Raw genomic sequence first — 19,813 nt, forward strand, 5'->3', positions numbered from 1 at the left:
ATTGGCGGCTTCGGCCAGGCGGCCGAGTTCATCGCGACGGCTGGTGTCGACGCGTTGCCCGAAGTTGCCCTGGCTGAGCTGGGCGATGTGTTCGATCAGTGCGCGAATCGGGGTGATCATGTTGCGATTGACCAGCCACAGGCTGAACAGGCCGATCAGTGCGCTGGATAGCAGCATGACTGTCAGGCCCAGCCACACCGTCTGCTCGGCCGAGGTGCTGATCGCCTCCGCCTGCGTCTGGCCGTGTTGATTGAGTTGGCTGACCAGCGTGCTCATCTGCTCGCTGGCGGCGCGGTCTATGCCTTTGACGGCAGTGTCGCCCACTGCGGGTTCTGCACCGGCAGCGACGAATGCCTGGTAACCCTTGCGGTAGGCATTGCCCATGCCTTGGTGTTCGCTGCGCAGGCGCTCGATCTGGTTTTGCAGCGCGTTGTCCTGCTGTGTGCCCGCGATATGGATCAGGTCGCCCAAGATGGTCTGTACCTTGTTCTCCTGAGCCTGGAACTGTTTCCAGTATTTATCCAGGTCGGCCGGATTTTTGCCGCGTAACAGGACGTTTTTCCACTCCTGTACCTGCACCTTGAATTCGACGTTGGCACTGTCCACCAGCCGCGAGGCGTGCAGCGTGCCGTCGACCAGGTTGCGGTAGGACTGAATGCTGCTGGAGAGGAAGGTGAAGCAGGCCAGGGCAATCAGCAGGATCAGAACCACGCTTGCGCCGAGCAGACCGAGGACTTGTGCACGCAAGGAGCGTTGTAGGGGCATGTTGTGTTTCACCTCGAAATAGCGAGTGGGAATCGGTCTGCGCAGCAGGTGAGGATTGGGCGATCGTTGAACCGGTAGCCAAAGAGGGTTAGCAGGCCGGGCGCATGGTCAGGCGAAATCAGCTGAAAACGCAGCGCAGTCTACGAGCTGTACATGAACATTGCTCGTTCCACTCGTCTGTAGGGTCAGCTATCGGCAGATATTTCGCTTCGCGACGCTGCCGCACGGCATAGGCGGGCCCAGTTGTCTTTCAATGCCCTGGCAGTCGCCAGTGGTGTCGGGATTGGCCGAGCAGTAGTCGGCCTGGCGTCAGCATTCTTTAATGCCGGCCAGCCTGCAGCTGATAGCTGGTGGCCACCTGGCCGGCGCTTGGCGTTGAGCGTTCGTCGCGCGGGACGGTCCGACAGTCTGTTAGGCCAGGCGCAGGTGGTTGTCCCATAGCCCGGCGGGCAGTTGCAGCGGCTGGGCGGTTATTTCGCTGCGGCGGCAATCGTACAGCCGGCAGCGCCCCACGCCCGTGCTGACCACGAAGCCCTCGGCCACCGCGCCAACCCCGGCGCAATCCGCCAGCGGCGCATCCAGGCGCAGGGCGGCGCTGTCCAGGTCCCAGATGAACACCCGGTTGCCACGCGGCGCGGTCAGCGCCAGCAGGCGCAGCTCGCTGTGAATCGCCACGCTGGCGCTGTACTGGATCATCGCCTGGCGTTGCGCTTCGCCCAGGGCAAAGTGCTGGAACGCCTGGCCCGGCCGTTTGATCGCCAGCAACGGCACCGGATCGGCAGGGTCGCCCATGTATTGCTGGGCGCTGACGATAGTGCCATCGCTGGCCACTGCCAGATGGCGCACGCTGTTCATTCGCTCGGGCAGCTGTTCCTTGCTCAGCAGGCTGCCGTCGCGGTCGAGCAGCACCAGGCTGGAAGCCATGCTGTCGAGGTTCATCTCCACCCGGCTCTCGGCTTCGGTACGGATGCCGCCGTTGGCCACCACCAGGGTCTCGCCATCGGGCAGCCAGAGCAGTTGGTGCGGCCCCAGGCCGTGGCTCGACAGTTCGCCGCTGCGTTGCAGCTGCCTGCCTTGCAGGCGATAGACGCCGAGCACGCCGCGGCCGGGGGCGCTGGTGTCGTTCTCGGTGGTGTACAGCCATTCGCCATCCTTGTGGAATACCGCGTGGCCGTAGAAGTGCCGCTGTGCCGGGGTGTGCAGGGTTTGCAGCAGACGGCCGTCGCGAGTATCGAGCAGATAACTCCGGGTGCTCGGTCGGCGGCCGACGAACAGCGCCAGCGGCAGGCTGGGGTGTGGCACCACGTCATGACAGCGCTCGCCAACCTTTGTGGCGAACACCTGGCTGCCATCCAGGCGATAACCCACCGCATAGTGCTGGCCGGCCGCATCGTTGCGCGCGGACAGCAGCAGGGGCCGCGCGCCGTTGTCGCTCAGGGTCCAGCCAGCGAAAGCGCCGGCGGCCACTGCGCCGGCGGCCAGGCTGGCGCCGGTCAGGCCGAGAAAAGCTCTGCGTTTCATCAAGCTAGTCACCATCGTGGGCGTTGAAGCCCATCTGGATGCCGAGGCTGTTCGCCAGTTCGGTTTCGTGCAGGCGGTGCAGGGCATTGAGGCTGTCGTACAGCGCGTTCAGCTCGCCGCGCCCGGTCTCGTCGCCGAGCAGTTCGCCGAGCGGGCGTTGCAGGGCCGCGAGGCGCTGGCGGGTGTCGCTGTAGGCGGCGTCGATGCGTTGTTGCAGGGCTGCCTGATCGCTACTCAGCAGGGCTTGCATGCCGTCCTGCTCGGCGCCGCGCCAGAGGCGTTCGGCGCTGGCCAGCCCGGCCGCCAGGTTGGCCAGGCTGGCCTGGCTGCGCCAGGCCTCGGCCTGATAGGGCTGCGGCTGGCCTTTGCTCTGGCGACCGAGTGGGGTGCCGAGCTTTTTCTTCAGGCCATCGAGGGCACTGACCTGGGTACGCAGCAGTTCGGCCACGGCTTCGGCTGCTTCGGCGTAGCGCTGGTTGGGGAAGCCTTGCAGTTGCGCGGCCATACCGTCCTTGGCTTGCCAGCGCTCGAGGACATCGGCTGCCAGGGCTTGCTGGTGCTGACCGATGGCGACCAGCAGCGGGCAATGACGGGCCTTCTGCTCAGCATTATCGAGGTCGATGGCCGGGTCGTACACCAGGTATTCGTAAGCGGTCAGGCCTTGCACCACCACGCTGGCTTTATCCAGATCGGCGGCTGTCAGCTCGGGTTTGTTCTTGAGCAAGGCGGCGACCTGACGCGCCACCAGGTTCTTCTTGTCCGGCCAGAACTGTACCTGCCAGGCGCGATTGCCTTCGGCCAGCGGGCCGATTTGCAGCGGCTGCAAGCCGGCCCAGGCGCTTTGCGCGGTGAGAAAGGCCTGGCGTGCGTCGCCCAGTGTCTGCTGGTCGGCGCAGAAGGCCTGGGCGCTGTTGGCCAGCTGGCTATTGGCCTCGGCCCAGCTGCTATAGGCCGGCAGCAGCACGCCGTTGGTCAGGGCGCTGCTGACAGCCTGCTGCGGATCGGCAGGGGAGCAGGCGCTGAGTGCCAGGCTCAGCAGGGCGAGGGTGAGGGGCGAACGGATCATGGGCAGCTCCTTACAGCGAATTCAGAAAGGCCAGCAGCGCGCTGCGCTGCTTGGCTGAGAAGGTCAGGACCTTCTGCTTGGATGCCTCGGCTTCGCCACCGTGCCAGGCAATCGCTTCCAGCAGGTTGCGCGCTCGGCCGTCGTGGAGAAACTGGGTATGGCCGTTGACCGTTTCGGTGAGGCCGATGCCCCATAGTGGCGAGGTGCGCCATTCGCGGCCAGTGGCGAGAAACTCGGCGCGGTTGTCCGCCAAACCTTCGCCCATGTCGTGCAGCAACAGGTCGCTATAGGGACGAATCGGCTGGTTGGCCAGCTCCGGCTCGGCGGCATCGCTGGAGGTAGTGAATTGCGGGGTATGGCAGCGCTGACAGCCGGCCCTGTGGAACAGCCCCTTGCCCGCGAGTACCTCGGGCGCATCGACATCGCGACGCGCCGGCACGCCCAGGTTGCGGCTGTAGAACAGTACGCTGGCGAGAATGCTGTCGCTGACTTCCGGTTCGCCACCATGGTTGGCGCTACGGCAGTCGCTTTGCCCTGGCGTGCAGTCGTCCGCGGTGACCAATGAACTGGTCAGGCCCATGTCGCCAGCGAAGGCGTGGGCATTCTGCTGGTTGAGCGTCGGTTGCCCGGCCTTCCAGCCGAAGCGGCCGAGCACGGTTTGCTCCAGGGCATCGTCCCAGACCCGGTTGGCGCGCCCGGAAATGCCGTCGCCATCGCTGTCGTCCGGGTCGGCATTGGCCAGGATCGCCGCTGCGGGGATGGCTTCGAGCAGGCCCAGGCCGATCATCGGCGGGGCGATGCGGGCGGAGAATTGGGTATCGGCATGCAGCGGGCCATAGCCGAGTTGGCTGATCTGCAGTTTCGGTTGGCGCAACTCGAGCGCACTGCCATCGGCGAAGCGCACGCTGTGCAGGCTGTAGCTGACCCGCACCTTGCCTTCGGGGGCTGTGCCGGGGTTGGCCATGTCTTGCAGCTGGCCGCCGTAGGTCGGTTCGGCGAGCACGCCCAGGCGCTCGATGATTGCCGCGTGCTCGCTGCCTGCCGGTAGCGACAGGCGCACCAGCATCGAGGCGGCACTGAGCGCATCCGGGCCGGGCGGGTGACCGCGGCCGTCCTTGATATGACAGTTCTGGCAGGCATTGGTGTTGAACAGTGGGCCCAGGCCATCACGCGCGGTGGTGGTGGCCGGGGCGATCACCCAGGGATTGCGGAAGAAGCTGTTGCCGACGCTGAAATCCAGGCGGCGCGAGGGCGCCAGATTGGCCGAGGGCAGGGAGAAGGCATTGTGGTCGTGCTTGAACACGGTGGCGTTGCCGGCGGACAGTGCTTCCCCTGGTTCGGCCTGGGTGAAGCGTGGCGACTGGTCACAGCCGGCCAGCCCCAGGAACAGGCACAGCAGCAGGCGAGGAAGCGGGGCAGGCATTGACAGGAATCCGCAGCAGAAAGTCAGGCGGCCAAGCTTAGCAGGCTAACTGAACTTAAATAAGACCGATTTGCGTTAGCGTTGGTGGCGAAAAGTCGCAGGCAGAAAAAAGCCGATGCGATCGGGCGATCACACCGGCTGTTGTTGCGCGCCGATTCAGAACGTGTGGTCGGCGGTGTCCGGGTTGAGGTCGCCGATGTTCAGCTTGCCGGCGACCTGTTCGATGGCGCCGGTCTGTTTGACCAGGGCGGCAATGGCGTCGCGCACGATCTGCTGGCCGGCGGTGTTGTCGGCGGCGATCAGCTGGTCGAAGTGCTGGTCGTTATTGGCGCTGTCGACCAGGGCCTGCAACTTGGCCTCTGTCGCTGCGAGGTCGGCTTTCAGGGTGCTATCGGTCTGGGCGTCGACCTTGGCCACCAGAGCGGACAGGCTCGGGCCGGTCAGGGTGGTGCCGTCGACCTTCTTGTACTCGCCAAGGTAGACGTTGCGGATGCCCTTGCCGTTGTAGAAGTGCGAGTTGTGGGTGTTGTCGCTGAAGCAGTCGTGCTCGTCTTCGGTGGAGTTGGCTTCCAGCGCGACCTTCATGCGCTCGCCAGCCAGTTCGCCGAGGGACAGACTGCCCATGCCGAAGAGCATCTTGCGCAGGCCGTTCTCGGCCGATTCGGCTTGCAGCTTGGCGCGGTAGTTGTCGGCATTGCCGGCTTGCCATTCAGTGACCATCGCATCGAGGTCGCTGACCAGCAGGTCGGCAGCCGCCTTGAGAAAGGCGCGACGGCGCTCGTTGTTGTCGCCAGTGGCGCCTTCGCCGACCACGAAGTCAGTGGCTGGGCGCTCGCCGGCACCGGGGTTGCTGCCATGCAGATCCTGGCCCCAGAGCATGAATTCGATGGCGTGGTAGCCGGTGGCGACGTTGGCTTCGGAACCGCCCAGCTCGTTCAGGCTGGCCAGTAGTTCCGGGGTGATTGTGGTCACGTCGAGCTGGTCTTCGCCGACCTGGATCTGCGTGTTGGCGATGATGTTGGCCGTGGCACCCGGGTTACCCAGGGCGTGCTGGTAGTCGGTGGCGACGTAATCGATCAGGCCTTCATCCAGTGGCCAGGCATTGAGCTGGCCTTCCCAGTCGTCGACCACGGCGTTGCCGAAGCGGAACACCTCGGACTGCATGTAGGGCACCCGCGCCGCCAGCCAGGCTTCGCGGGCGGCTTGCAGGGTGGCGTCGGTCGGGTCGGCGAGCAGGGCGTCGATGGCGCCCTGCAGAGCCTTGCCGGTGCTGGCGGCGTCGCTGAAGACGGCCAGGGCCAGGTCGGCATAGTGGCCGACCACGGCAGTGGCGGCGGCTTCGTCGATCTGACCGGTCGCGGCTACCGGGGCGTTGGCGCTGCTGGCGGCAGGTGCCGGAGTTTGGCTGACCGGTGCCTTGTCTTCGCCGCAGCCGGCGAGGGAGATAGCAATGGCCAGCAGGCTGGCGGAAGCCAGGGGCATACGAATCATGACGAATTCCTTTACATGGGTATTGAGAGGTGCACGCGGATGCGTACGCAAAGCTGCAACATAATGCGAAAGATTTGCATTTTGCGCAAAGGGTCGTTGCGATTAAATCGCATAAAGCCGTGCGCCCGGTCTCCATCCTCCCAGGCCGATGCCGCTAGAATGCCAGCATCCGGCTTTCCGCCAAGTCCGACCGGCTGCTAGCAGCCATGGCCCACCGTTACGGAGCTAACCGCATGAGTCTTACCAGTGTTGCCGTCCTCGTGATTGTGCTTCTGCTCGCCGCCTACGCGGTAATCCTCTACAACGCCCTGGTGCGTTTGAAGCACGGGCTGAGCAAGGCCTGGGCGAATATCGATGTGCTGCTCAAGCAACGCCACGAAGAGCTGCCCAAGCTGGTGGAGACCTGCAAGCAGTACATGCAGTACGAAGGTCGCACCCTGGAGCGGGTGATCGCCGCGCGCAATGCCGTCGCCAGTGCCCGCGAGCAGCATGATCTCGGCGCCCTGGGCAAGGCGGAAAGTGGCCTGCGTGTCGGCCTTGGGCAGCTGTTCGCCCTGGCCGAGAACTACCCGGAGCTGAAGGCCAACGACAGTTTTCAGCACCTGCAGCTGCGCATCAGCGGCCTGGAGAACGGCATCGCCGACCGCCGTGAGCTGTACAACGAGGCGGTCAACCTGAACAACGTGCGCATCGAGCAGTTCCCCGACGTATTGATCGCCCGGGCCTTCGCCTTCAAGGCAGGCGAATTGCTGGAGTTCAGCGACGCGGAGAAGACCGACGTCGATCTCAAGTCGCTGTTCAGTTAAGCCGTGGCGCTCGAAGGGCTGTTGCTCAGCCTGCTGTTCAGCAGTGGCGCGACTGTCGGTGGCGCCTGGTGGAGCCTGAAACGCTGGTCCCAGGCGCGCCACCTGCTCGACACGCCAACCTCGAAAATCCGCTCGGCGGCCCAAGGCTATGCCGAGTTCTATGGCGTGCTGGCCGCGCAGGCCGATGCGCAGTTGCGTGCTCCGCTGACCGGCAAACCGTGCCTGTGGTGGCGCTTCAGGATCGAGGAATACCAGTCGAGCGGCAAGAAACGCAGTTGGCGGATGGTCGAGAGCGGCAGCAGCGAAGCCTGGCTGCGCTTGACCGATGGCACCGGCGACTGCCTGATCGATCCGCGTGGCGCCGAGGTGCGTCCGCTAGTCCGCGAAGTCTGGCAAGGCCACCTGCGCCACCCGCTGGGGCCGGCGAAGAGCGGGTTGCTCGGCTGGTTGGGCAGCGGCAAGCGTTATCGCTACAGCGAGGAGCGCTTGCAGGTCGGCCAGCCGCTGTATGCCATCGGCGATTTTCGCAGCAGTGGCGGCGGCCGCCAGGCCCGCGACCTGGAGGCGGCGCAGAGCGCGGTGATCCGTGAATGGAAGGGCAATTTCAGCGGTCTGCTGCAGCGTTTTGACAGTGACCACAATGGTCAGCTGGATGAGCAGGAGTGGCGCCGCGTGCGTCTGGCCGCGCAACTGGAGGCCGAAGACCGCCACCGCCAGGAGAGTGCGCAACCTGCGCAGCACCACCTGGGCAAACCTGCCGAAGCGCGGCCGTTCATCCTGGCCAATGCCGGCGAGGACGAGCTGGCGCGGCATTTCCATTGGCAGGCGGCCGGTGGCGCCGCGCTCTGCCTGGTCGGCGCGCTGGCGACGGCCTGGTTGCTTGGGGTGAGGGTGTTGTAGCGCGGGGCAGAGGTCGGGGTCGGGTTACGCCGCGGCCGATCCGGCGTGAACGGGCCGCCGCATGCGCGGCTAACCCGGGCTATTACAGGGTGGCTGGATTGATGACGGCCTGGTTGATGCGCCGGGCCTGCTTGAGAAAGAGCGTCAGCTCACGGGCCGGCAGCGGCTTGCTGTAGAAGTAGCCCTGACCTTCATTGCAGCCCTGGGCAATGATATAGGCCTCTTGCTCGACCGTTTCCACGCCCTCGGCGATCACCTGCATGCCCAGACTCTTGCCGAGCTGAATGATGGCACGCACGATGGTGGCGTCGTCTTCGTCGTCGAGCAGATCCTGGACGAAGCTCTTGTCGATCTTGATCTTGTCCAGCGGCAGGCTTTTCAGGTAACTGAGCGAGGAGTAGCCGGTGCCGAAGTCGTCGATGGCGATCAGTGCACCGGAGCGGCGCAGGCTGAGCAGATGCTGGGCGGCGGTGGTGATGTCTTCCATCAGGCCGGTTTCGGTGACTTCCAGTTCCAGGCTGCGCGGCGGCAGACGATAGACCTGCATCAGGTTGTTGACCACCCGCGGCAGTTCGGCGTGGTGCAGCTGCACGGTGGACAGGTTGATCGCCATGCGCAGCTCGCTGAAGCCCTGATCGTGCCATTCGCGCAGTTGCCTGCAGGCCTGGTCGAGGACCCACTCGCCGATCGCGATGATGCTGCCATTCTGCTCGGCCAGCGGGATGAACAGATCCGGCGGTACCAGGCCATGCTGCGGATGTTGCCAGCGCAGCAGCGCCTCGACCCCGACTATCTGGTGATTGCGGTAGTCCACCTGGGGTTGATAGACCAGGAACAGCTGGTTGAGGGCCAGGGCTTCGCGCAGGTCCTTCTCCAGCTCGCGGCGGCGGCGCATCTCACTGTCGACGCTGGCGATATAGAACTGGTAGCGGTTGCGCGAGCGGCTCTTGGCCAGGGTCATGGTCTGCTCGGCTTTCTGCAGCAACTTCTCGGTGCTGTCGCCGTCTTCCGGGAACAGGGTGATGCCGATGGTGGCGCGCAGGCGCACTTCCTGCTGGTCGAGAATAAAGGGCTGTTCGAGGTCATCCAGCACGCTTTGCGCCAGTTCGGCGGCCTCATAGGGCTGCTCGATGTCGGCCTGGACCAGGGCGAACTGGTCACCGCCGAGACGGGCCAGGGCGCCGAGGCGACCACTGTGGCTGCGCAGACGGTCGGACAGGGCCAGGAGTAGCTGGTCGCCGGTCTGGTAGCTGAACTGCTCGTTGATGCCCTTGAAATCGTCCAGGCCGACGCAGAGCACGGCAACCCGGCGTTGCAGGCGGCCGGCATCGTCGAGGATCTGGTCGAGTTGCTGTTGCAATTGCTGGCGGTTCGGCAGGCCGGTGAGGAAATCGTACTGGGCCATGCGCAGCAGGCTGTTCTCCGCCTCGCGGCGCAGGTGCGTATTGCGTTCGATGGAGGAGAGCAACTGGTTGGCGGTATTGATCCACAGGCCCAGCTCGTTCTTCTCGTTGCCTTTGAGCATCGGCAGCTTGTGGGCGCTGGGGCGGTCCGGATTGATCTGGCTGAGATGCTCGATGATTTTCGACAGGGGTTTGGTCAGCAGCCAGTGGTAGACCAGATACAGCACCAGGCCCATGGCCAGTGCACGGAGCACCCCGGCGATGAAGATGACCACCGAGCTGGTGACGAAGCTCTCGCCGTAACGCGCGGTGTCGAGGGTGATGCTGAGGTCGCCGTAATACTCGCTGTAGGGACCGCGGCCCACCAGCTGGGTGGTGAAGCTCTGTTCCTGGCCGAGGATCGGGTCGGTCAGCCAGCGGGTGGGCAATTGCGCCAGCTCACGGGACTTTTCCGCGAGCATCGGCTCGTTGGGATGGCCGATGGCCGCCACCCGTACCGATTCGTGTTGAAACAGGCCTTCGATGACCTGCATGCCCATTTCGCGATCCAGGCTGTAAACCGCCTGGGTCGAAGGGTCGCGGAACATGCCGAGAATGCGCTGGGCATCGTTGGTCACGGCCTGGCGGGTCTTGTAAACATCAAAGACAATTTGCGCGCAGCTCAATACCACCCCAACGGCAAGCGCCGAAAGCAGTACTACACGTAGCAGCTTCAGAGACAGGCTGTGCTTGAGTTCCAGCTTCAAATGGCGGTTCCTTGTTCGATGCCAGAGGCGTCAGACCGCTGTGAGTATTAGCAAACTCGCGGTTGTCGTCAAAGGGCCATTACATCAATGCGCGGCAGTCGACCGGGTGAGACACTCTGGCGCGACTGCGGCAGGGTGTTTGCAGCCTCTCAATATGTCGGTGCGAAGGGCTGAGAGCTTGAGCAGTATTTACCGATTATTTCACTGAACGCCTGGTCGCGGCCTGCTCCGCGCATCGTCGCCCGGCCTGCTCGGCATGTCGAGTCGGACATTGATCCTACTCTGTTATCAGGGGGCACGGCGAGGTGCGGGTGGTGCTCCCTGCATTGGGGTTGGCAAGGGGCTGTAACGCGGGGGGCGGCGTGTCGTGGCAAGTAAAAAGCCCGGCTGATAGCCGGGCTTTTTACTTCTTGCGCCGGCCCTGGGGGCCGCGCAATAGCAGGTCTCAGGCCGCGTAGTTGTTCGCTACGAAGTCCCAGTTGACCAGGTTCCAGAACGCTTCGACGTACTTCGGACGTACGTTGCGGTAGTCGATGTAGTAGGCATGTTCCCAGACGTCGCAGGTCAGCAGCGGGGTGTCGCCGCTGGTCAGCGGGTTGCCGGCGCCGATGGTGCTGGCCAGGGCCAGGGAACCGTCGGCCTTCTTCACCAGCCAGCCCCAACCGGAACCGAAGGTGCCGATGGAAACCTTGCTGAACTCTTCCTTGAACTTGTCGAAGGAACCGAAGGCCGCGTTGATCGCGTCGGCCAGGGCGCCAGTCGGTTGACCGCCGCCGTTGGGCTTCATGCAGTTCCAGTAGAAGGTGTGGTTCCAGACTTGAGCGGCGTTGTTGAAGATGCCGCCCGAAGAGGTCTTGACGATCTCTTCCAGTGTCTTGCCTTCGAACTCGGTGCCAGGCACCAGGTTGTTCAGGTTCACGACATAGGTGTTGTGGTGCTTGTCGTGGTGGTATTCCAGGGTTTCCCGGGAAATATGCGGCTGCAGAGCGTCATGTGCGTACGGCAGTGGCGGCAATTCGAAAGCCATGGTTGATCTCCTAATCAGGTCAGGTGCGGTGTGCGCGAAGCCGATCACGGGCGGCCATATCTGCGGCGGGAATTATATCTTTGCGCCGCGAACCCGGAATCATAGCATTGGCTCCGCGGCTTAAACACGCGGGAACTGTGTGGGAAACCAACTTGAGGCGGCTGTCCCGGGCTCGTCGACCGGGTGGCTCAGACTGCTGCGGGAGCGGCCAGCAATTGCCAGGCGATAGTGAACATCATCAAGGCCACGGCCAGATCGATCAGCCGCCAGGTGAGCGGTCGTGCCAGTTGCGGGGCCAGCCAGGCGGCGCCGAGCGCGAGGCTGAGGAACCAGATCAGCGAGGCACTGGCGGCGCCCATGGCATAGGCCCCGGGCACGCTTTGCTGGGCACCGAGCGAGCCGATCAACAGCACGGTATCGAGATACACGTGGGGGTTGAGCAGGGTCACCGCCAGTGCCGCGAGCAGCACGGCGCGCAGCGACCGCGGGGTGGCCTCTGCCGCTTGATCGAGCCCCTGCGGGCGGCAGGCGCGCAGCAGGGCCTGGGCGCCATACCAGAGCAGGAAGGCCGCGCCGCCCCAGCGTGCGACGCCCAGTAGCAGCGGGTTCTGCGCCAGCAGCGCGGCCAGGCCGAACACCCCGGCAGTCACCAGCAGGGCATCGCAGGCCACGCAGAGCAGGGCCACCGGCAGGTGATGCTCGCGCCGCAGGCTTTGTGCCAGGACGAAGGCGTTCTGTGCGCCGAGGGCGATGATCAGTCCGGCGGCGACCAATAGACCATTCAGATAGCTGTGCCACATATTGGTTATTCCGCGCTGTCGGTGAGCTGTTGCAGGACGGCCAGCGCACGTGGCCCATCGGCGTGGGCGACGAATAGGTGGTCGTGGTAGAAGCCGGCAATCACGTTGCAGCTGATCCCGGCTTGAGCCAGTGCGCCGGCAACGGCGGCCGTCAAACCGACTGCTTCCAGCGCCGAATGCACGTGCAAGGTCAGCCAGGCCGCGACATAGCTGTAGGGCAAACGCAGTTGTTCGGCCTGCAGGCGCGACAGGATCACGGTGAGGCCTTCAGCCTCTTGAAAACTGCCCAGTGGCTGTACGCCGTCCATCTGCGCGGCATCGATCAGGCTGCAAAATACGTAAGCGCCATCGTTCAGCTGTGGGTTCATGCTGCGCAGCAATGTCGTCAGTGAAGCTTCGCCGGCCATGCGGATTGCCTTGTTCGAGGTGGTTGATGCTGGCCAGTCTGGGTGGTCTGGCTGTATAAGAAAAACCAATCTTGCTGATTGCTCATTAGGAGAACTGATTTGTTCGATTACAAACTGCTGGCCGCCCTGGCCGCGGTGGTGGAGCAGGCCGGTTTCGAGCGGGCGGCCCAGGTGCTGGGCTTGTCGCAGTCGGCGGTGTCGCAGCGGATCAAGCTGCTTGAGGCGCGGGTTGGCCAGCCGGTGTTGGTGCGTGCCACGCCGCCGGCACCCACCGAGATCGGCCGACGCCTGCTCAACCATGTGCAGCAGGTGCGTCTGCTCGAGCGCGATGTGCAGGCGCAGGTGCCGGCGCTGGACGAAGGCGGGGTGCCCGAGCGTCTGCGCATCGCCTTGAACGCCGACAGTCTGGCGACCTGGTGGGCCGCTGCCGTGGGCGAGTTTTGCGCCCGGCACCAACTGTTGTTGGAGTTGCTGGTGGAGGATCAGGACGTCGGCCTGAAGCGCATGCGCGCCGGTGATGTGGCGGCCTGCGTATGCGCCACCGACAGGCCGGTGGCCGGTGCGCGCAGCCAGGCCCTGGGCGCCATGCGTTACCGTGCGTTGGCCAGCCCGGCATTCATTGCCCGGCACTTTCCCCAGGGCGTCACCCCGGCGGCGTTGGCGCAGGTACCGGCCATCGTGTTTGGCCCGGATGACCTGTTGCAGCATCGCTACCTGGCCGAACTCGGCGTCGAGGGGGGATTTATCCATCACCTGTGCCCGTCTTCCGAAGGCTTCGTTCGCATGATCCTGGCGGGCTTGGGGTGGGGGCTGATGCCGGAACAGCAGGTGCTGAATGAGCTGGCGCGCGGTGAGCTGGTCGAGTTGCTCGCCGAGCGGCCAGTCGATGTGCCCTTGTATTGGCACCATTGGCGCAATGGTGGCGAGTTGCTCAATCGCTTGACGGATCACCTGCGCAAGGCGGCAAGCGAATCGCTGGTAGCGCTCGCGCCGTAAGCAGAGATGCCGTGGCGGTGCACGCTACTGCTGCAGCATTGCCGGTGACGAGGCAGCGCGCCGGGAGGTGCGCTGCGATGAGTCCAGCTCGACAACCTGCTAGAGCTGGAAGTGCGCCACCAGTTGCTGCTGGCTGCCAGCGACTTTCTGCAGGTGCTCGCCGCAGTCGCGCGTATGGGCCGCGGTTTGGCGGTTTTCCCCGGTCATCTGGTGCAGGCGATGCATGTGCTGATTGACCTCCTGGGTGGTCGCCGCCTGCTGCTCGGCGGCCGCGGCGATCTGGAAGGCCAGGGCATGCACGCCCTGCAGCGAGTCGTCGAGGTGGGCGAGCGAGCCGAGCACGGCCTGGGTCTCCTCCTCCAGCGCCTGGGCCTGCGCGGTCGAGCCCTGCATGCAGTTCTGCGCCTCGTTGGAGGAGGCACCGATGCTGGCGATGGTCTGCTCGATTTCTTCGGTGGCGGTGCGGGTGCGCAGGGCCAGGCTGCGCACCTCGTCGGCGACCACGGCAAAGCCGCGACCCTGTTCGCCAGCGCGAGCGGCTTCGATTGCGGCATTGAGGGCGAGCAGGTTGGTCTGCTCGGCGATGCCGCGAATCACCGCCAGCACCGAACCGACCTGCTGGCTGCTGGCGGCCAGGGTGTGCACCACGCCGTCGGCCTGGCGCAGGCCGGCGAGCAGCTGGTCCTGGCGGCCGATCATGCGCTGCAGGGTGTCCTGCATGGTGGTGAAGGCCTCGCGCGCCGCGGCGCTGCCATCGGCGCTCTGGCTGGCATTGGCGGCGATCTCCTGCACGGTGGCGGCCATCTGGTCGACCGCACTGACCACCATCTCCAGCGCTTCCTGCTGCTGGTCGAGGCGGCTGCTGGTCTGGCCGGCGGCGCCGAGGATATCGCCACTGGCATCGCCGACCGCTTGGCTGGCGTGGCGCAGCTGTTCGATGACCGTGCGCCAGGCCCCGGCCATTTCATGCAGGGCCTGCATCAGACCACTGTGACCGGCCGCCTGCGCGGGCAGGCGCAGTTCGCCCGCGGCCAGACTGCGGGCCAGGGCCGCCATGCTGCTCGGCTCGCCGCCCAGGGGGCGCATCACGCTGCGACTGACCAGCCAGGTCGCCAGGGCCACCGCGCCAATGGTCAGCAGACCGAGTACCAGCATCTGCCACATCAGCTGGCGCACCGCGGCAAAAGCCTGGGCCTGGTCCATCTCGGCGATCAACGCCCAGTGCTGGCCACCAAACTCGAGCGGCACGAACGCCTTGAAGGCCGCCTGGCCGTCCAGGCCGGGTTCGGCCAGGCGGCCCTGCTGTCCCTGCAGGGCCTGGGCGATTGCAGCGCCGGCGAGTGCAGTGCCCGGCTGCTCGCCGCGGCTGACCCGTTGCTCGGCGAAGCGTGCCGAGTCGGAGCGCAGCAGGCCGTCGGCCCCAACCAGATAGGTCTCCCCGGCTTCGCCGAGACCCTGGCGGGTCTGCATCACCTGATTGAGCGGGGTGATCGGCAGTTCCAGCATCAGCAGGGCCAGTAGCTCACCGTCGGAGATGATCGGCGCAGCCAGGAACTGGCTGGGTTCGCCGCTCTGCGGGTTGACCACCAGGTCGCCGATCTGGATCTGCTGGCTGCTCAGGGCGGCCTTGGCCAGCCGGGCCATGGGCAGGTCGCGCCATGCACCGTCGTCGAGGTTCTGCTGGTAATCGGTGCCGCGCTGCACGCTGAAGATCACGCGGGCGTCGCTGTCGATCAGTTTCAGCTCGCTGAAACCGAAGGTCTTGATGAAGTTCTCGAAGATCGGCCGGTCGTAGTTAGCCGCGCTGACCAGTGCCGCATCGTTCAGGCCTTGATAACTGGTGGCCAGGTTGCTGGCCAGGGTGCTGAGCTGGTTGTGGCGAGACTGCCAGTTGTCCAGCAATTGCCGCTGTTTGATATTCGCGACAGCCTCCAGGGCGTTGAGGGTCTGCTCCTGCAGCGCCTGGCTGGCCTGGTGGTAGGCGGTAAAAGCCATGGCGAGCACCGGAATAAGGCCAATTGCCAGGTAGCTGAGGGCGAGTCTGAGGCGTAATGGCATGTTCGGGGCTCCGCGGGTAGAAGGGTTACACAGTGAGAGGGCTGTTGAATATTTTGCAAGATTCGTGCGAGTTATTTGACGGGTGTAAAAAATAAGCAGCGCTGGCTCGTGCGGCAGCCCCCTGCCGGGCCGTGCAGGGCCTGGCAGGAGGGCAGAGTCGACGGAAAACAGGGGCGGGCGCCTGGTTCGCCCGGTCGCTGTTCTGGCGTGTTGCGACACGGCGAGCCGGCGTCGGCACTGCTAGAGTGCGCAGACGGTCAGGTACGGCGGGGAGTGGCGATGAAGATTCTGGTTACCGGTGCAAGTGGCTTTATCGGCGGACGCTTCGCCCGCTTTGCCTTGGAACAGGGCTTGAGCGTGCGGGTCAATGGCCGCCGGGCCGAAGGGGTGGAGCATCTGGTCAAGCGCGGCGCCGAGTTTATCCAGGGCGACTTGTCCGACCCCGAACTGGCGCAGCGGCTCTGTCAGGATGTCGAGGCGGTGGTGCACTGCGCCGGGGCGGTGGGCGTGTGGGGCAACTATCAGCACTTCCATCGGGCCAATGTGCTGGTGACCGAGAACGTCATCGAAGGCTGTTTGAAACAGCATGTGCGGCGTCTGGTGCACCTGTCATCGCCGTCGATCTATTTCGATGGCCAGTCGCATGTGGCGATCAAGGAAGAGCAGGTGCCCAAGCGCTTCTTCGATCATTACGGCAAGACCAAGTACCTGGCCGAACAGCAGGTGTTCGGCGCCCAGGAGTTCGGTCTGGAAGTGCTGGCCCTGCGCCCGCGCTCGGTCACCGGCGCCGGTGATACCAGCATCTTTCCACGCTTGATCAATATGCAGCGCAAGGGACGTCTGGCGATCGTCGGCAACGGCCTCAACCGGGTCGACTTCACCAGCATGCAGAATCTCAACGATGCCCTGTTCAGCTGCTTGCTGGCTGCCGGGCCGGCGCTGGGCAAGGCCTACAACATCAGCAACGGCGCACCGGTGCCGCTGTGGGATGCGGTCAACTATGTGTTGCGCCAGCTCGAACTGCCGCCGGTGACCCGGCACCTGCCCTACGCCCTGGCTTATGGCGCCGCGACGATCAACGAAGGGCTGTGCAAGCTGCTGCCCGGCCGCCCCGAGCCAACCCTGTTTCGTCTGGGGGTGGCGCTGATGGCCAAGGACTTTTCACTCGATATCAGCCGCGCGCGCGAGTTCCTCGACTACGAGCCGCAGGTCAGCCTGTGGACGGCGCTGGATGAGTTCTGCCTGTGGTGGAAGGCCCATCATCCCGGCTGAAGGCTCTCAATCCGTGAAGGCTCAGGCGTAGACCCGTTGGCCGCGGTACATGCGCAGCGAGCCGCTCGTCGGTTTGGCCTGCAGGCGGGGCGTCGAGCCCTCGGCAGCAGGGGTGAACGGTTGGTCGCTGTACTGGGCGAGGAGCTGGCCGAGCTGGCGGGTCTCTTCGCTGCTCGAGGTCAGACAGGCGCTGAGCATCGTGTTGATCGCGCCCGGCTGGCTCATGCGGATATCCACCGCCAGTTCCTCGCGCAGTCTGCGGCGCAAACGCTTCATGCAGTCCAACACTTCTCTGTTCAGTTCCATATGTCTTCCCCTGTTCGTGGAGTGGGCTGGGTGTCGCTCATCCTGAAGGACACCAAGCGCGTTCTGTCGGTAGAAAGCGTCAAGGTCGCCGCCTCCATCTGACCCAAGCGCTGTGAGCAGGTCGCATATGGAAGATTGCAAAGCGCGTACCAGTTCACAGGGTGTGGAACTGCGCGGTCTGTAGTCGGTCACTGTGTCAGTGCCGCGCTCCGCCTCGGTGCGTCTTGCACCGGCTTGGCGCGACACTGAAGCGTCGCGCGCGAACCGTTATACTGGTCGGCATTTCGCTTCTTCAGCGTTTTTTAAAGGTTTACTCATGCGTAACGATGCCCACGACGAACTCGATCATGTGCCCAGCCTGACCACCGATATGCTTGATAGTGATGATTTCGATACGGGTCGCGAGCCCAGCGTGCGGACTCCCTCCCGCGCCGCTACGGCGCCGCCCAAGGCGGCCAGTACCGGCGCGCTGTGGGCGCTGGTCGGCGCCCTGACGATTGCCCTCGGCGGGCTGGGCTGGTGGAGTTTCCAGCAGATCAGCCTGATGGAGCAGCAATTGGTGGCCACCCAGGAAAGCTTCGCGCGGATCAGCGAGGAAGCTGCCGGTCGTATCCTGGACATTAGCGGCAAGGTGGTGGCGACCGAGTCCACGGTCACCAGCGGCAGTGAAGCGCTCAAGCTGCAAGTCAAGCAGCTGGAAAACAAGCTGGTCGAACTGAGCAAGCAGCAGCAGAGCGTGGCCGGTCAGCAGAGCGGCCAGGAAAAGCGCATCGAGCAGTTGACGGCCGAGCTGAAGACCCAGCAAGGCGCGACCAGCATGGTCGCCGGCAGCCTGAAGAGCCTGAGCAGCGAGCAAATGGCGCTGAAAAACGCCCAGGCTTTGTTGCGAGCCGAACAGACCTCCCTGAAAACCGCGCAAGCCGGGTCGGCCAAATTCGAAGGCCAGCTGAAAAGCCTGAGCGGCGAGATCGAAGCGTTGAAAAAGATCGGTAACCCGAATCAGGCCATCGGTCGCGTGGAGCAGGACCTGCTGGTGCTGCGCAGCGAACTGGACAATCGTCCTGCACCGAAAAGTAACACCGCCGAGTTCGATGCCTTCCGCGCCCAGATGACCCGCAACATCAGTACCCTGCAAGGCCAGATTCAGAACCTGCAGCAGCAGATCGACGCGCGCTGATGCCGAGCGGATCCACCATGTTCGCCTGTCGGCCCGGGCGCTCAGGGCGCTTGGCGCATGCGCCGGCGGAATGCTCCCGGGGTTTCGCCGCAGAGTTGCTTGAACAGTTTGGCGAAGGTCGCCCGATCGGCATAACCGACCTGTTCGGCAACCTGCTCCAGCGAGCGCGCAGGCTGGCGCAAGGCGTTTTGTGCGGCGCCGATGCGCAGGCGCTGCAGGTAGTCGTTGGGCGTCAGCCCGGTACTGGTCTTGAAGCGACGCAACAGGGTCCGCGGCGAGCAATTGGCCCGCTCGGCCAGGCGCTTGAGGTCGATCGGCTCGGCATGATGCTGCTGCATCCACTGCAGTAACGGGGCGAGCGGGCTGTCAGCGGCGCTGCTTGCCGGTAGCAGCGGGGCAAACCGCGACTGGCGGCCGCGCTGGCTGTCGAACACCAGGGCGTTGGCGACTTGTTGCGCCAGCCACTCGCCGGCATGCCGGGTGATCAGGTATAGGCACAGGTCCAGCCCGGCGTGGGCGCCACCCGAGCTGTGCAGGTTGCCGTCGTGGCAGAGCAGTTCGTCGATTTCCAGGTGTACCTGCGTGAAGCGCTGGCGGAACTGGCTGGCCAATGCCCAGTGGGTGGTCGCCCGACGGCCATCGAGCAGGCCGGCGGCACCGAGCAGAAACGCACTGCTGCACAGGCTGGCGATTACTTGGCTGCTCGGGCGTTGCGCCAGCCAGGGCAGCAAGGCGGCATTGGCGGCAAGACTCAGGTCGATGGCGCTGCCGATGGCCGGCAGCATCAGCAGATCGGCCTGCTCGGCCAGCGCCAGGCCGCCGTCGACCTGGATTCGCGCGAAGTCGAGGTCGACCGGCTGGGCATCCAGGCTGAAGCGTTGCAGCTCGAACAGCGGCTTGCCGGCCAGGTGATTGGCCAGGGCAAAGGCATCGCAGGCCATGCTCAGGCTGGAGCAGACGGTTTGCCGGCAGACGTAGAGTGCAATGGTGAGCATGGTGAGTGAGTCATTGCTGGTTTGTGGCGATTATTGACACAAAGTTGGCGCATGCGCCAATCGCCATCTATCCCTTTGCCGACAATACTGAGGACTGTCTCACCTCTGGAGCCATGCCCATGAATCATCCCAACGCCGAACTCATCAGCCGTTTTTACCAGGCTTTCCAGCAGCGCGACGCCGAGGCCATGGCGGCCTGCTACGCCGAGGATGTGCGCTTTAGCGATCCGGTGTTCCAAGACTTGCGCGGTCGCGAGGCAGGGGACATGTGGCGGATGCTGACGGCACGGGCGCAAAATTTCTCGCTGACCTTCAGCGATATCCAGGCCGACGAGCGCCAGGGCCGCGCCCAGTGGGTGGCGACCTATCTGTTCAGCCAGACCGGCAATACAGTGGTCAACCGTATCGATGCCCACTTCGTCTTTCGCGACGGCAAGATCGTCGAGCATCGCGACCATTTCGACCTGTGGCGTTGGGCGCGCCAGGCCTTGGGCATGAAAGGCCTGTTGCTGGGCTGGGCGCCGCCGGTGCAGAGCGCCATTCGTCGTCAGGCGGCCAAGGGGTTGGCGCAGTTCAGGGCGTCTCGATAATCCATGGTGCAGGGCTTTTCGCCGCAACAACGAACGCAGTGGTAGGCTTTCTGGTCTGAACTAT

The 19,813-nt window shown here is 64.6% G+C and carries 17 protein-coding genes and 1 pseudogene; 6 read left to right on the forward strand and 12 right to left on the reverse strand.

What is annotated here, in order from left to right; translation table 11 throughout:
- Positions 1-66 precede the first annotated feature (66 nt).
- From R3355_RS24370 to R3355_RS13935, 5 genes and pseudogenes are all read right to left on the reverse strand, one after another.
- Positions 67-765 (reverse strand): annotated as a pseudogene (locus R3355_RS24370) (methyl-accepting chemotaxis protein); the annotation flags it as partial.
- A gap of 411 nt (positions 766-1,176) precedes the next feature.
- Positions 1,177-2,286, reverse strand: coding sequence for a DUF1513 domain-containing protein (locus R3355_RS13920; RefSeq protein WP_318961682.1), 1,110 nt, complete (start codon positions 2,284-2,286; stop codon positions 1,177-1,179).
- A 4-nt stretch (positions 2,287-2,290) separates the two neighbouring features.
- A complete protein-coding gene (locus tag R3355_RS13925) occupies positions 2,291-3,352 on the reverse strand; it encodes an imelysin family protein (RefSeq protein WP_318961683.1) in 1,062 nt (353 codons plus the stop codon).
- A gap of 10 nt (positions 3,353-3,362) precedes the next feature.
- On the reverse strand, positions 3,363-4,775 hold the full coding sequence (locus tag R3355_RS13930; RefSeq protein ID WP_318961684.1) for a di-heme oxidoredictase family protein: 1,413 nt from the start codon (positions 4,773-4,775) through the stop codon (positions 3,363-3,365).
- A gap of 156 nt (positions 4,776-4,931) precedes the next feature.
- On the reverse strand, positions 4,932-6,266 hold the full coding sequence (locus R3355_RS13935; RefSeq protein WP_318961686.1) for an imelysin family protein: 1,335 nt from the start codon (positions 6,264-6,266) through the stop codon (positions 4,932-4,934).
- Between the two features lie 233 nt (positions 6,267-6,499).
- Here R3355_RS13935 and R3355_RS13940 point away from each other — a divergent pair, with 233 nt between their 5' ends.
- Positions 6,500-7,072, forward strand: coding sequence for a LemA family protein (locus R3355_RS13940; RefSeq protein ID WP_318961687.1), 573 nt, complete (start codon positions 6,500-6,502; stop codon positions 7,070-7,072).
- A gap of 3 nt (positions 7,073-7,075) precedes the next feature.
- A complete protein-coding gene (locus R3355_RS13945; protein WP_318961689.1) occupies positions 7,076-7,972 on the forward strand; it encodes a GIDE domain-containing protein in 897 nt (298 codons plus the stop codon).
- 82 nt (positions 7,973-8,054) lie between these two features.
- On the opposite strand, the gene R3355_RS13950 is transcribed toward R3355_RS13945, so the two are convergent.
- The 4 genes from R3355_RS13950 to R3355_RS13965 form a co-directional block, all read right to left on the reverse strand.
- On the reverse strand, positions 8,055-10,121 hold the full coding sequence (locus tag R3355_RS13950) for a putative bifunctional diguanylate cyclase/phosphodiesterase (protein WP_318961690.1): 2,067 nt from the start codon (positions 10,119-10,121) through the stop codon (positions 8,055-8,057).
- 445 nt (positions 10,122-10,566) lie between these two features.
- Positions 10,567-11,148: a superoxide dismutase gene (locus tag R3355_RS13955; RefSeq protein ID WP_318946257.1), complete on the reverse strand. Its 582-nt coding sequence runs from the start codon at positions 11,146-11,148 to the stop codon at positions 10,567-10,569.
- Positions 11,149-11,336: 188 nt separating this feature from the next.
- Positions 11,337-11,948: a LysE/ArgO family amino acid transporter gene (locus tag R3355_RS13960; RefSeq protein WP_318961692.1), complete on the reverse strand. Its 612-nt coding sequence runs from the start codon at positions 11,946-11,948 to the stop codon at positions 11,337-11,339.
- A 5-nt stretch (positions 11,949-11,953) separates the two neighbouring features.
- The gene (locus R3355_RS13965; RefSeq protein ID WP_318961694.1) at positions 11,954-12,355 is read right to left on the reverse strand and encodes an ACT domain-containing protein; all 402 of its coding nucleotides are present in this window, start codon (positions 12,353-12,355) and stop codon (positions 11,954-11,956) included.
- A 99-nt stretch (positions 12,356-12,454) separates the two neighbouring features.
- Between R3355_RS13965 and R3355_RS13970 the strand changes: the two genes are divergently transcribed.
- Complete coding sequence (locus R3355_RS13970) at positions 12,455-13,351, forward strand: LysR family transcriptional regulator ArgP (RefSeq protein ID WP_318961695.1); 897 nt, start codon at positions 12,455-12,457, stop codon at positions 13,349-13,351.
- A gap of 99 nt (positions 13,352-13,450) precedes the next feature.
- Here the strand turns inward: R3355_RS13970 and R3355_RS13975 are convergent, their stop codons facing one another.
- On the reverse strand, positions 13,451-15,409 hold the full coding sequence (locus tag R3355_RS13975; protein ID WP_318961696.1) for a methyl-accepting chemotaxis protein: 1,959 nt from the start codon (positions 15,407-15,409) through the stop codon (positions 13,451-13,453).
- 279 nt (positions 15,410-15,688) lie between these two features.
- On the opposite strand from R3355_RS13975, the gene R3355_RS13980 reads away from it, so the two are divergent.
- Positions 15,689-16,681 (forward strand): NAD(P)-dependent oxidoreductase, encoded by a 993-nt coding sequence (locus R3355_RS13980; RefSeq protein ID WP_318961698.1) that lies wholly within the window; start codon positions 15,689-15,691, stop codon positions 16,679-16,681.
- Positions 16,682-16,702: 21 nt separating this feature from the next.
- Here R3355_RS13980 and R3355_RS13985 read toward each other — a convergent pair whose 3' ends face one another.
- A complete protein-coding gene (locus R3355_RS13985; RefSeq protein WP_318961699.1) occupies positions 16,703-16,987 on the reverse strand; it encodes a hypothetical protein in 285 nt (94 codons plus the stop codon).
- 316 nt (positions 16,988-17,303) lie between these two features.
- On the opposite strand from R3355_RS13985, the gene R3355_RS13990 reads away from it, so the two are divergent.
- Positions 17,304-18,164, forward strand: a complete 861-nt coding sequence (locus tag R3355_RS13990; protein ID WP_318961700.1) for an ATPase — start codon at positions 17,304-17,306, stop codon at positions 18,162-18,164.
- Positions 18,165-18,205: 41 nt separating this feature from the next.
- On the opposite strand, the gene R3355_RS13995 is transcribed toward R3355_RS13990, so the two are convergent.
- On the reverse strand, positions 18,206-19,159 hold the full coding sequence (locus tag R3355_RS13995) for a GlxA family transcriptional regulator (RefSeq protein WP_318961701.1): 954 nt from the start codon (positions 19,157-19,159) through the stop codon (positions 18,206-18,208).
- Between the two features lie 119 nt (positions 19,160-19,278).
- On the opposite strand from R3355_RS13995, the gene R3355_RS14000 reads away from it, so the two are divergent.
- A complete protein-coding gene (locus R3355_RS14000; RefSeq protein WP_318961703.1) occupies positions 19,279-19,749 on the forward strand; it encodes a nuclear transport factor 2 family protein in 471 nt (156 codons plus the stop codon).
- Positions 19,750-19,813: the final 64 nt, after the last annotated feature.

Source organism: Pseudomonas sp. (genome assembly GCF_033723075.1).
In the GTDB taxonomy this organism is placed as follows: Bacteria; Pseudomonadota; Gammaproteobacteria; order Pseudomonadales; family Pseudomonadaceae; genus Aquipseudomonas.

Excerpts from the sequence above, each read along its gene's own strand:
- R3355_RS13920 (WP_318961682.1), bottom strand. The coding sequence starts at position 2,286 with ATGAAACGCAGAGCTTTTCTCGGCCTGACCGGCGCCAGCCTGGCCGCC.
- R3355_RS13925 (WP_318961683.1), bottom strand. The coding sequence starts at position 3,352 with ATGATCCGTTCGCCCCTCACCCTCGCCCTGCTGAGCCTGGCACTCAGC.
- R3355_RS13930 (WP_318961684.1), bottom strand. The coding sequence starts at position 4,775 with ATGCCTGCCCCGCTTCCTCGCCTGCTGCTGTGCCTGTTCCTGGGGCTG.
- R3355_RS13935 (WP_318961686.1), bottom strand. The coding sequence starts at position 6,266 with ATGATTCGTATGCCCCTGGCTTCCGCCAGCCTGCTGGCCATTGCTATC.
- R3355_RS13940 (WP_318961687.1), top strand. The coding sequence starts at position 6,500 with ATGAGTCTTACCAGTGTTGCCGTCCTCGTGATTGTGCTTCTGCTCGCC.
- R3355_RS13955 (WP_318946257.1), bottom strand. The coding sequence starts at position 11,148 with ATGGCTTTCGAATTGCCGCCACTGCCGTACGCACATGACGCTCTGCAG.
- R3355_RS13960 (WP_318961692.1), bottom strand. The coding sequence starts at position 11,948 with ATGTGGCACAGCTATCTGAATGGTCTATTGGTCGCCGCCGGACTGATC.
- R3355_RS13965 (WP_318961694.1), bottom strand. The coding sequence starts at position 12,355 with ATGGCCGGCGAAGCTTCACTGACGACATTGCTGCGCAGCATGAACCCA.
- R3355_RS13975 (WP_318961696.1), bottom strand. The coding sequence starts at position 15,409 with ATGCCATTACGCCTCAGACTCGCCCTCAGCTACCTGGCAATTGGCCTT.
- R3355_RS13980 (WP_318961698.1), top strand. The coding sequence starts at position 15,689 with ATGAAGATTCTGGTTACCGGTGCAAGTGGCTTTATCGGCGGACGCTTC.
- R3355_RS13985 (WP_318961699.1), bottom strand. The coding sequence starts at position 16,987 with ATGGAACTGAACAGAGAAGTGTTGGACTGCATGAAGCGTTTGCGCCGC.
- R3355_RS13990 (WP_318961700.1), top strand. The coding sequence starts at position 17,304 with ATGCGTAACGATGCCCACGACGAACTCGATCATGTGCCCAGCCTGACC.
- R3355_RS13995 (WP_318961701.1), bottom strand. The coding sequence starts at position 19,159 with ATGCTCACCATTGCACTCTACGTCTGCCGGCAAACCGTCTGCTCCAGC.
- R3355_RS14000 (WP_318961703.1), top strand. The coding sequence starts at position 19,279 with ATGAATCATCCCAACGCCGAACTCATCAGCCGTTTTTACCAGGCTTTC.